This window comes from Streptomyces zagrosensis, assembly GCF_014203645.1.
In the GTDB taxonomy this organism is placed as follows: domain Bacteria; phylum Actinomycetota; class Actinomycetes; order Streptomycetales; family Streptomycetaceae; genus Streptomyces; species Streptomyces zagrosensis.
This window is the reverse complement of sequence record NZ_JACHJL010000011.1, coordinates 19461-31078: the sequence shown is the minus strand read 5'-3', so window position 1 is coordinate 31078 and position 11618 is coordinate 19461. Positions and strand designations below refer to the sequence as shown.

Sequence of the window (11618 nt, the reverse complement as noted above, 5' to 3'; positions counted from 1 at the left end):
GCGTATCGTGCCGCAGGCCAACCGGCGCTCACGGAGGGGAGGAACCGATGAGCGCCCACCGGAGCCCCACGCCGGCGGCGCCCGTGGGAGCGGTCGCGCCACCGCCGCACAGTGCCAGGCTGACCGACCTGCCCGAGGTGGCGGGGCGGGCCGTCCGTAACCCGCTCAACACTCGTACGTTGCCGGCCCGTTGGTACGCCCCGCCCGGCTCGGTTCTGGAGCTTACGGACGCCCCCGCGCAGCCGTGGGCCGAGGCGCCGCAGGACGTGCCAGCTGGGGCCCTGCGGCGGCACCGGCTCGGCAGCGGGGCACTCGCCGCCGAGCGTGACGTGTGGGTGTACGAGCCACCGGGGTCATGGCCCGATGAGTGCGATGCCGTGGTCTTGTTGGACGGCGACATGTGGTTCGGGCAGCTTGGCTTCGAGTCGGTGCTCGACCGCCTCATCGCGATCGGGCTGCTGCCGCCACTGGTGGTGCTCGCGCCCGATGCGGTCGATGAGCGCACACGGGCGCGGGAGTTGGGCGGCCGTGATGCTCACGTGAACTTCTTGGTCGCCGAGTTGATGCCGTGGGCTGCCGCGCGCTGGCCGGTTACCTACGACCCGGCTCGTACCGTCGTCGCCGGACAGGGCCTGGGCGGACTGACTGCGCTCTACACCGGATACGCTGCCCCCATGCGGTTCGGCAAGGTGCTCGCGCAGTCCGCCGCGCTGGGGTGGCACCCGGACGGCGAAGAGTGGGATCCCGACGCCCTGCCGTGGATCACGCGTCGGTACGTTGATGGCGCTCCCCGCGAACTACGGCTCCACCTCGATGTCGGCCTGCACGAACCGGACCTGCTCCAGCACACGCGTGGCCTGCGCGCCGCACTACGGGACCGCAACTACCCAGTGAGCTATACCGAGTTCAACGGAGGCCACGACTACTCCTGCTGGTCCGGTGGGCTCGCCGATGGGCTCCTCACCCTGCTCGGTGATCGCCCCCGCTGACCGGACCCAGGCCGCCCACGGCCACATCAGACCGCCCCTCCGGACCGGCATGGCACCCTGTCCCTGCATTTCCCGTATCGGTCCGTCCTCGTGCGAGCGAAGACGGTGGGGCACTGCCCTCCGCACGGGAAATGCGCCTGCCGCCCTCCGGAGGGGCACCCTCGGCCTCGCCCAGGTGGCAGGCGCCCCCGGCCGACCATGCGTCGGCCCCACGATCGTGCTCCCCGCGAGCCGGGCGGCTCCAAGGCCCTGCCGTCAGGCCCTCGCGGGGAGCACACCTGCTCGGGCGCGGGCCGAGGCCCGCCGGTGCGGCCTCCCCATACGCGCCGGTCAGGCGTTGGCCAGGGCCGCCGCCTCGCGGGCGCAGCCCCAGGCCACCGTGACGCCCGCGCCGCCATGGCCGTAGTTGTGTACGCACCGTGCGCCGCCGGCGAGTTCCTCCGCCTCCAGCCGCACCTGCGGGCGCGCGGGCCGCAGCCCCACCCGGTGGGCAATGACGCGCGCCCCGACCAACTCCGGACGGACCCGCACACAGCGCGCCAAGATCGCCTCGGCCGTCGCGGGCTCGGGGCGCATCCCCCAGGCATGCGCCCGCGCCGTGCCGCCCAGCACCACCCCGTAGGGCTGCGGCAGCACATACAGCGTCTCGGCTGCCGCGGGATCGGCCGCCACCAACCACTCGTCAAGGCCCGGATTCTCCACGACCAGCACCTGCCCCTGCACCGGATACACCTCGGGGTCGGGCACCAACTCCCGGGCACCGAGCCCCGAACAGTTCACGATCAGCGGCGCCGCCCGGCCCGCCTCCGTCAGCGAGGTGAGGGCGCGCGCCTCGACCACCCCGCCCGCAGCGACCAACCGCCGTTCCAGATACCGCAGATGGGTGGGCATATCGACCATCGGGACCCGCGCCCGCAACCCAGCACCGAACCCCGCCGGCAGCTCCGCCGCCGTAGCCGGTCGCAGCCCAGGCAACTCATCGGCCCACGCCCCCACAGCAGCGCGGCTGAGCCCGGCGTGCGTGCCATCGGCGATCCGTACCCCGGTCACCTCCGGGGCCTTGGCCAACGCGGTCCATTCGGCCAGGGCCGCCAGCGACCAGCGGCCCACGGCATCCACTGGCTCGATGCGGTACGGCCACCACAGCCCGCCCGCCACCGCCGACGTCGTGTCCACGGCCGGCTCCCGGCTCCACACGCTCACCCGACGACCACCCTCTGCCAAGGTAACGGCGCAGGTCAAGCCGATGACTCCGGAGCCCACAACGATCACATCGCGCACCATGCGGGGACGCTATCCGCTCGCACGACGGCGCGCGAGACCATCGGATGCGCCGAGCTGCCACCGGAGCGCGCAGCGACCCGCCCGCGCACGCCAACCCGGCCCACCGTGTGCTGCCCGCCGTCCGCGCCCACCGCCGCGGCGCGTCCGCCGCCCGAAAAACCCGCGGGCGTTCGCCGCGCGCCCGCCGTTAGGATCGACGCCTGATGACTGCCACTCTCGTTGCCAAAAACCTCGCCGCCGGACACGGCGACCGCACCTTGTTCTCCGGTCTCAACCTGGTCGTAAGCCCGGGCGACACGATCGGCTTGGTCGGCGCCAACGGGGCGGGCAAGTCCACACTGCTGCGCATCCTCGCGGGCCTCGCAGAGCCGGAGGAGGGCAGCGTGACGCTCAGTCCACCGCACGCCACCATCGGCCACCTGCCCCAGGAACACGAGCGGCGGCGTACCGGCGGCTCCGACCCGGCCACCGGCGCCGAAACCGTACGGGACTTCCTGGCCCGCCGCACCGGGGTCGCCGCCGCACAGGCCGCCCTCGACGCCGCCACCGAGGCGCTGGTCGCCGAGCGCCCCGGCGCCGACGACGCGTACTCCCTCGCGCTGGAGCGGTGGCTCTCGCTCGGCTCCGCCGATCTCGACGAGCGGGCCGATGAGGTCACCGCGTCCCTGGGGCTCGCGGTCGGTCTCGACCGGCCGATGACCGCACTGTCCGGCGGCCAGGCAGCCCGCGCCGGGCTCGCCTCGCTGCTGCTCAGCCGGTATGACGTCTTCCTGCTCGACGAGCCGACCAACGATCTCGACCTGGACGGTCTCGGGCGCCTGGAGAGCTTCGTCAGTGGACTGCGCGCCGGCACCGTCTTGGTCAGCCATGACCGCGAGTTCCTGGCCCGCACGGTGGACAAGGTCCTTGAGCTGGACCTCGCCCAGCAGCAGGTCACCCTCTTCGGCGGCGGCTACACCGCCTATCTGGAGGAGCGTGAGACCGCACGGCGGCACGCCAAGGAGCGGTACGAGCAGTACGCGGACACCCGAGCCTCCTTGGAGGCCAGGGCCCGCACCCAGCGCGCCTGGATGGACAAGGGCGTCAAGAACGCCCGCCGCAAGGCGCCAGACGGGGACAAGATTCTCCGTAACGCGCGCGTCGAAAGCACCGAAAAGCAGGCGGCGAAGGCTCGGCAGACCGAGCGGTTGATCGAACGCCTGGATGAGGTCGATGAGCCGCGCAAGGAGTGGGAGCTGCACATGGAGATCGCCGCCGCGCCCCGCTCGGGCTCGGTGGTGGCGACGCTACGCAGCGCCGAAGTAGAGCGCGGCAGCTTCCACTTCGGGCCGGTGGACCTACAGATCGACTGGGCGGACCGGGTGGCGATCGTCGGCGTCAACGGCTCCGGCAAGACCACGCTGCTCGCAGCGCTGCTGGGCAGGCTGCCGCTTGACGCCGGGTACGCCACGCTCGGCTCCGGCGTGGTCGTCGGCGAGGTGGACCAGGCCCGTGCGCAACTCTTCAGCGACGATGCGGACGACGGGCAGGGCGATCAGACGCACGACGGGCGGGGCGGCGGTCGCACGGACGACGCTCACGGCGGCCATGGGGCGGGCCGGGGCGCGCCGGACTCGGCCGCGGGGCCTGCGAGCACCGGCCCGCAGGCGGTGGGCCGCGCGCAAGGCGCCGCTGTTCGGGCCCGGGCCAGGTCGCTGCTTGACACCTTCGGCGCCGTCGCCACCGAGCTGGAGCCGGCCGAGGTCCGTACGCTCCTGGCCAAGTTCGGCCTCAAGGCCGAGCATGTCCTGCGACCCGCACACACCCTCTCACCGGGCGAACGCACTCGGGCCGCCCTGGCCCTCCTCCAGGCCAGAGGGGTCAATCTGCTCGTACTCGACGAGCCGACCAACCATCTGGACCTGCCCGCCATCGAACAACTGGAGTCGGCGCTCGCCACGTACGACGGCACGCTGCTCCTTGTCACCCACGACCGCCGGATGCTCGATGCGGTGCAGACCACGCGCCGTATCGAGGTGGCCGATGGTCGGGTCACCGAGCGCTGACCCGGGCCGCCTCCGCCCCCTTGGGGCGGCGGCCGGGCGGGCAGGCTAGCGGGGCGAGCGTGGTCACTCCGGCCAGGGCGAGTTGCGGATGACGTCCACGAAGTCGCCGCGTTGGAACCCGGGCACGAAGTGTTCCAGGACGTCCGCCTTCACATTGCCGAACGTGGTGTCCGGCTTGGGCGCGATGCCCTCCGTGAACGCCTCCAGGATCTGCCGCTTGAAGTCGGGGCGCGGGTGGAGAGCGGTGATCTCGGTCCGGTCGGCCGCGCTGATGGTGTCGTAGCCGATGCCCAGCACGTCGTACTCGACCCCGGCGGTCACCAGTGCCACCTCCGGTTCCATGAACTCGGGCACGCCCGGCGTGGTGTGCAAGGCGATGGCCGTCCACACCCGGCGCACCGCGTCCTCGGGCACCTGGTGGGAGCGTAGGAAGGCCGCTGCCTCCTCCGCCCCGTCCACCTCGAAGCGCCGGCCGCTGTCCCGAAACTCCTCGTTCAGACCCAGGTCGTGAAACATGGCGCCGATGTAGAGCAGCTCGGGGTCGAACCGCACGCCACGGTCGCGCCCGCGCAGGCTGCCGAAGAGAAAGACGCGGCGCGAGTGGTGGTAGATCAGGTCGGTGGTCACCGCCCGGACCAGTGCGGTGGCCTCCTTGACCAGCGCGCTGTCGGGCACGGCGATCCCCGCGGCGTACGGTTCATCGGGCATGGCGATCTCCTCGTTGTCGGGGGTGGCCGACTGCCTGGGTAGCCGACGATGCCCGCTGACGGCCGTGGCACGGTAGTGCTGTGGCCGCATGAACCAGCGCTCCCCCTCGCGGCGGCCAGGGAAACCCCGCCCGTCGCCCGAGCGCGCAGCGCACGCCACACGGGTGCCGCGGCGGCGCCCCTTACCGCGGCGGCACCCCTGTGCCACGGTTCTTCGCCCCGGCGGCACTCCTTTGACACGGTTCTTCGCCCCGGCTGCGGACGGCCGCCTACGCCGTGGTGTGGCCGGCTTCCAGTAGTTCGCGGACATCCTCTGCGGTGGTCTCCTGGAGGGTCTGCCCGACGAACACCCAGCGGGTGATGCCGATCGACTCCAGGAACGGCAGGTCGTGGCTGGCGATCAGCAAGGCGCCCTCGAAGGCTTCCAGGGCATGCGTCAGTTGTCGCACGCTGGCCAGGTCGAGGTTGTTGGTCGGCTCGTCCAACAGCAGCAACTGCGGGGCCGGTGCGGCGAGCATCGTCGCCGCGAGGGCGGCGCGGAACCGTTCTCCGCCCGAGAGCGTTCCCGCCGGCTGCTCGGCGCGGGCGCCCTGGAAGAGGAACCGTGCGAGCTGAGAGCGGATGTGGTTGTCGCTCACCCCCGGTGCCAGCCGGGCCACATTCGCCGCGATGCTCAACTCCTCGTCCAGCACGTCCAGGCGCTGGGGGAGGAAGCGCAGTGGTACGAAGGCTGTGGCCTCGCCCGACAGCGGTGCGAGCTCGCCGGTGAGGGTGCGTAGCAAGCTGGTCTTACCCGCCCCGTTACGCCCCACCAGCGCGATGCGCTCGGGCCCGTGCACCTGGAGGTTGCCGTCGTTGAGCTGGCCGAACTGGGGGCGCAGCTCGCTCAGGCGCAGCACGGTCCGCCCGGTGGGCACGGCGGTATGGGGCAGCCGCACCCGGATCTCGGCGTCCTGGCGGACGGCGTCCGCGGCCTCCTCGCGCCGCTCGCGCGCCGCACTGAGGCGGTCCTCCTGTACGCCGCGCAGCTTGTCCGCCGACTCCTGAGCCGACCGTTTGCGTTCACCCGCGACGATCCGCGGGGCGCGGCGCTGGGCGTCCATTTTCTTGCTGTGCCGCTCGCGGCGGGCCACCTTGGTCTGCACTTCCTCCAGCTCACGTTTTTGTTGCCGCACCGCTGCCTCGGCGGCGCGCAGCGTCCGCCCTGCCGCCTCCTGCTGGGTGGCCAACGCCGCCTCGTACTCCGACCAGCCACCCCCGTACCAGGTCACCGATCCGGAGCGCAGCTCGGCCGTGCGGTCCATGCGCTCCAGCAGGTCGCGGTCGTGGCTGACGATGACCAACGCACCGGAGCGCCAGGCGTCTACCGCGTCGCACAGCCGGCGGCGCGCGAACAGGTCGAGATTGTTGGTCGGCTCGTCCAGGAGCAAGACGTCGGGTCGCTCCAACAGCAGGGCGGCCAGGCGCAACAGCACGGTCTCTCCGCCAGACAACTGCCCTACGGTGCGGTCGAGTTCGATGCCGCCAAGGCCGAGTGCGGCCAAGGTCGCCAGGGCCCGTTCCTCCACGTCCCAGTCGTCGCCGATCGTGTCGAAGTGGTCGTCGTTGACGTCCCCTGACTCGATGGCGCGCAGCGCGGTGCGCCGCTCGACGATGCCAAGTGCCTGGTCCACGCGTACCGCCGTGTCAAGGGTGACGTTTTGCGGCAGGTAGGCGAGGGTGCCGTGGACGGTCACCGAGCCGTGTGCGGGGCGTAGTTGGCCGGCAAAAAGCCGCAACAGGGTGGACTTGCCCGTGCCGTTGGTGCCGATGAGTCCGGTACGGCCGCGGCCGATGGTGAGTGAAAGCTGGTCGAAGACGGTCGTGCCGTCCGGCCATTGGAAGGACAGGGCTGAGCAGGTTACGGAGGCGGGGGGAGGAGCGGAGTGGGCCATGATGATTCTCGCAGTCACCAGCGCAGTGGGTAGGGGCTTCGTGTGCGAGCACCGTGCGGCGACCAGGCCGATGGAGGGGCTGCGACCGTCCGAAGGGTACGGACGGCTCATGCACCGAGGTCGCATCTGCGCGGGGTCACGGGCGGCACCAGGGCCGGCCTGAGCGTGACGGGCGTACGGACAGGGCCGTACCGCGCGATGATCGCGAACCTCAGATGCGCAACGTCCACCTCTATCGGAGACAACAGGACCCGACCAGTGTACGCGACCGGGTCCGCCAGCAGACAGGGCCGCAGCCGAGCGGCGCCCATGCCAGCAGGTCGCGCGGCGTCATTCGCCGAATCAGCAAAGACGCTCGCGGCTGGATTCCCACCCGACGGATGATCGTCTCGGCGCGCACCCGGCATGGAAGCGGACGGATAACCGGCCGCCGTGCCGTAAGGGAACGGCGCGTCACGAGAACGGCGCGTCACGAGAACGGCGCGTCACGGGAACGGTGCGCTCAGGGAACGACGCACTACGAACGGCGCGCCACGAGAACGACGCACCGCGAGCACCGCACTGGAGGCATTCATGTCGCAGCCCGACCCGTCGCGACCGGCCGTGCACCACCTGGTCCCGACACCGGCAGGCCGTACGCACGTCGTGGAGCAAGGTAGTGGTCCGCTGGTCCTTTTGGTCCACGGCTTTCCGGAGTTCTGGTACTCCTGGCGCCACCAACTGCCGGCGCTCGCCGCCGCCGGTTTCCGCGCGGCGGCCATCGACGTACGCGGCTATGGGCGCTCCTCGAAGCCAGCCGGCATCGAGGCGTACCGCATGCTCGACCTCGTTGCGGACAGCGCCGCCGTCGTAGCGGCGCTCGGCGAGCGCACCGCGGTGATCGTGGGCCATGACTGGGGAGCGAATATCGCGGCCAACGCCGCGCTGCTGCGCCCCGACGTCTTCACCGCGCTCGGCATGCTGAGCGTGCCCTACGCCCCGCGCGGCGGCCCAAGGCCCACCGAAGCCTTCGCGCGGATCGGCGGGGACGAGGAGTTCTATGTGCGCTACTTCCAAGAGCCAGGCCGGGCCGAGGCCGAGATCGAGCCCGATGTGCGGGCCTGGCTCGCCGGCTTCTATGCCGGTCTGTCCGCCGACACCATGTCGCCGCCCGACGCGCCCAGCTTGTACTTCGTCCCGCCGGGGGGACGGCTCAGCGATCGCTTCCCACAAGGCCGGGCGCCCGGCTGGCTCACAGAAGCGGACTTGGAGACGTACGCCGGCGAGTTCGAGCGGACCGGGCTGACGGGCGCGCTCAACCGCTACCGTGCCATCGACCGGGACTGGGCGGACCTCGCCGCCTGGGACGGCGACCCGATCCGCCAGCCGTCGCTGTTCATCGGCGGCGCTGTGGACGCCTCCACCGCCTGGATGGCCGACGCGATCGCCGCGTTCCCCGACACACTGCCAGGGCTGGTCTCCTCGCACCTTTTGGACGACTGCGGGCACTGGGTCCAGCAAGAGCGCGCCGCCGACGTCAACCGGCTGCTGCTCGACTGGCTACGCGCCCTGCCCCTGCCAGCCCCCGGCTGCCCAGCCCCCGGCTGGCTAGGCCCGGCTGCCTAGACCTGACTGGCTAGGTCCGGCTGCCTGGGCCCGGCTGCCTGGACGTTGGCTGCCACGACAGCGTTGGTGAGGTCATCGTCGGTTCGTGGCGAGCATGATGGTGGCCAGTTCCACCCGGGAGCGCAGCCCGGTGCGGTGGAACAACCGGGTCAGGCGACTGGCCACGCTGCTCTCGCTCACCGAGAGGGCTCGGGCGATCTGGCGGTTGGTGAGTCCTTCGGCGACCAGTGTGGCCAGCAGCGTTTCGTTTTCCTCGGTGGCGGTTCGACGGCCAGGAACGGGCAGCGCCGCCTCCCGCAGGGCCGTGCGGGTCCGATAGCGCCACACCAGGGCGCCGAGGTGCCCGAACAGGTCGTACGCCTCCCGAAGCAGGGCTTCGCCATCGGGACCGTGCGGGCCGTCCGGATGCGCGTATGGGTCGGTGGTCGTGGCGACGGCCAGCAGCGTACGAGCCGTCTCGAAGGGCTGGTCGGATGCGCGAGCCAGTTGGACGGCCTCGCGCGCGCAGGCCAGTTGGTCGGGCAGCTCGGCGGCCAACTCGGGGTGGTGCCGTACGGCTCTGAGGCAGGCTCGCAGATACAGCAGCCGGGTGCTGTCGCTTGGCATCGCCGTGGTGATCCGCTCCAGTTCGCTCATGCTCTCCCCGGCGCGCTCGGGGCGCCCCCGATCGCTCTCCAGGGCGGCGAGCGCTGCCCACAGCGGCTCGGTCCCCAGAACGCAACCGCGCTCGCGCGCGTCGTCCAGCCCGCGGCGTACGCTCTGCTCCGCAAGGTCAGGCTCCCCGATGAAGCTGGCGATGGCGGCTTCTTCGGCGTCGAGCAGATAGGACACGGACACTGGCTGCGCCCGTGCGATATCGAGCACCGTACGGGCCCGCGATGGCCGGCCGAGGGCCAGCAGCATCGTCGATGCCCGGGAGTGTGCCAGCACGCTGACCGGGGGCCTGGCCGTCGCGCAACTGCTGACCATCAGTGAACGTGCCGTCGCTAGTCCCTCCTCCCAAGAACCGGTCAGATACTGTCTCAACAAGACAGATTCGGCGGGTAGTTGGGACGCGGCTATGCCGCGTGCGTGCAGCAGCTCATTCGCCTGTCGCAGACTGCCCATCGAGAGCAGGTAGTCACACTGTTGGGCTGTCAGCTCAAAGGCCATATGGGGTGGGAGCGAGGGGTCGGCCGCGGTCCGCAGCGCGGTGTGCAGGCCCGCGGCGTCGCCGCCCATCATCATGGCCGCGTCCTTGTACATCTTGCCGAAGTACCGCGTGACCGGGTCGGGGCGGGTGTCAAGGCCCGTGGCCGCGATCAGCTCAAGGGCCTGTGACCAGCAGCCGAGCAGACACAGGGCGAGCACACCGGCGATGGCGGATGCGCCGTCCGCGTCGTCGGGCCGAGGGCGGTGCTGCGCGCCGAGTGCCCCGATGTCGCCGGCCGCGGCCAGGGCCATGAGGTGGACGACGGTGATCTCTTGCCGAGCTGCGGGGTCGAGCTCGCCGGAGTGGGTGCGTAACACCGTGCCTGCGGCCTCCGCCGCGACCCGGGCGTCTCTGGCGCGGTAGGCGGTGGCCGCATGGCGTGCCAGCAGCGATGCACGCAGCGTCGGATCGTCGGTCAGATCCGCGGCTGCCCGCAGCCAGTTGGCCGCCGCGCGCGTATGGGTGTCGGACAACTGGGCCGCAGCGCCGAGCAGTTCGCCAAGGGCCCGCCGTCGTTCGATGAGCGCGCCCGCATCGACGATGCGGTCCGCCAGGTAGGCGCGGCGCGCGGCGCCGTCACCGCGTTCTTGCTCCGTCGTGGCGGGCCTGTCGTCGTCGGGCTCCCACAGGGCGGATACGGCAGCCGCCGATACGGCGCGGCGCTCGTACGGGCCGAGTCGGGCCCGTAGGGCGACGGCGATGAGCGGGATACGGAACGTCCAGTTCCCGGGGCGCTCGTGGCCGTCGCTGTCCGGGCAGACCACGAGGCCGGCGGTCACCAGGCGGCTTAGGGCACTCGCTACGGTGTCGGCGGGCAGGCCGGTGACCGCTGCGAGAATGCTCGGTGTCCGCCTGCCCATCGGCTCCAGCACGCTGAGGGCCTTGGCCACGCGCCAAACAGTGTCACCGAGGTCCCGCAGGGCGCGGACGAATCGGTCGTCGTCCTGCAACACGGGAGACGGCGCCCCCGGGACCAGATGGGCGTGGCCGATCAGCGTGCCGATCGCTGCCTCGCCCGCCGGCCCCAGCGCTGCCGAGATCGCTCCGGGGTTACCGCCGCTGAGCCGATAGAGCTCGGCTACCAGGTCGTGGTCGGGCACGGCGCGCAACCGGTCCGTGACGAGGTCGGCGACGTCCTCTTTCGTGAGGGGCGGCACACTGACCGTGTCCACTGCAAGGGCACCTGGCAGCAGCCATACGGCGCCTTCGCCTGCCTCGTGTGCTGCGGGTTCTCCGCTGGACACGCCCCCGATGGGGGACACCCCCAGGACCAGCCGCACGGCCGACAAGGCGAGCGTGGGAGCGATGACGCGGACCAGGCGCAGCGTCTCGGGGTCGGCGAACTGGGCGTCGTCCACGAGTACAACGGCTCGGGTGTGGGTGCGTAGAGCCCGGTTGAGCTGGATGGACACCGCCTCCGCCGGGTCGCGCGGACCGGTATGCGAGCGGGCCGCGGGGCGTAGCGTCGAGGTCTTCGCCACGGGCCCGGTAGGCGAGGTGGCGGTGCGCGCAGCGGGCGTCAGGGCCGTGACGAGCCGGTGGGCGAGCAGATAGGCGGCCTGGTGGTCACGGGGCAGACACATCACCTCGTGCACCGGCATGCCGGTCGCCCGCACCCGCTCGGCGAGGGTGCCGAGGACGGCGCTGCGTCCGACGCCGATCTCGCCACGCACCAGCCACACCGCCGGGCCCGACGCTGCGGTAGCGCAGTCAATGAGCCGTTGAACCACCTTGTCCCGGCCAATGAGTTTCGGCTGAAACTGAGGTGACGCCCCCTCATTCATCGCCTGAATATGCCCCGTGACGTGGCTCGCCGCCCCCACCCCCTCGTCTCACCACGGCAGGCCGAAAGGCGCCACCCC

The 11618-nt window shown here is 71.5% G+C and carries 7 protein-coding genes; 3 read left to right on the top strand and 4 right to left on the bottom strand.

The window, feature by feature from the left end; translation table 11 throughout:
• Nucleotides 1-47 precede the first annotated feature (47 nt).
• A complete protein-coding gene (locus FHS42_RS20705; protein WP_184574091.1) occupies nt 48-989 on the top strand; it encodes an alpha/beta hydrolase-fold protein in 942 nt (313 codons plus the stop codon).
• Nucleotides 990-1319: 330 nt separating this feature from the next.
• On the opposite strand, the gene FHS42_RS20700 is transcribed toward FHS42_RS20705, so the two are convergent.
• Nucleotides 1320-2273, bottom strand: a complete 954-nt coding sequence (locus FHS42_RS20700) for an FAD-dependent oxidoreductase (RefSeq protein WP_184574089.1) — start codon at nt 2271-2273, stop codon at nt 1320-1322.
• A 203-nt stretch (nt 2274-2476) separates the two neighbouring features.
• Here FHS42_RS20700 and FHS42_RS20695 point away from each other — a divergent pair, with 203 nt between their 5' ends.
• Nucleotides 2477-4318, top strand: a complete 1842-nt coding sequence (locus tag FHS42_RS20695; protein ID WP_184574087.1) for an ABC-F family ATP-binding cassette domain-containing protein — start codon at nt 2477-2479, stop codon at nt 4316-4318.
• A 63-nt stretch (nt 4319-4381) separates the two neighbouring features.
• Here the strand turns inward: FHS42_RS20695 and FHS42_RS20690 are convergent, their stop codons facing one another.
• The gene (locus FHS42_RS20690; RefSeq protein ID WP_184574085.1) at nt 4382-5026 is read right to left on the bottom strand and encodes an HD domain-containing protein; all 645 of its coding nucleotides are present in this window, start codon (nt 5024-5026) and stop codon (nt 4382-4384) included.
• A 268-nt stretch (nt 5027-5294) separates the two neighbouring features.
• Nucleotides 5295-6959 (bottom strand): ABC-F family ATP-binding cassette domain-containing protein, encoded by a 1665-nt coding sequence (locus FHS42_RS20685; RefSeq protein WP_184574444.1) that lies wholly within the window; start codon nt 6957-6959, stop codon nt 5295-5297.
• Nucleotides 6960-7532: 573 nt separating this feature from the next.
• On the opposite strand from FHS42_RS20685, the gene FHS42_RS20680 reads away from it, so the two are divergent.
• A complete protein-coding gene (locus FHS42_RS20680; protein WP_184574083.1) occupies nt 7533-8564 on the top strand; it encodes an alpha/beta fold hydrolase in 1032 nt (343 codons plus the stop codon).
• Between the two features lie 72 nt (nt 8565-8636).
• Here the strand turns inward: FHS42_RS20680 and FHS42_RS20675 are convergent, their stop codons facing one another.
• Nucleotides 8637-11540, bottom strand: coding sequence for an AAA family ATPase (locus tag FHS42_RS20675; protein ID WP_184574081.1), 2904 nt, complete (start codon nt 11538-11540; stop codon nt 8637-8639).
• Between the last annotated feature and the right edge of the window lie 78 nt (nt 11541-11618).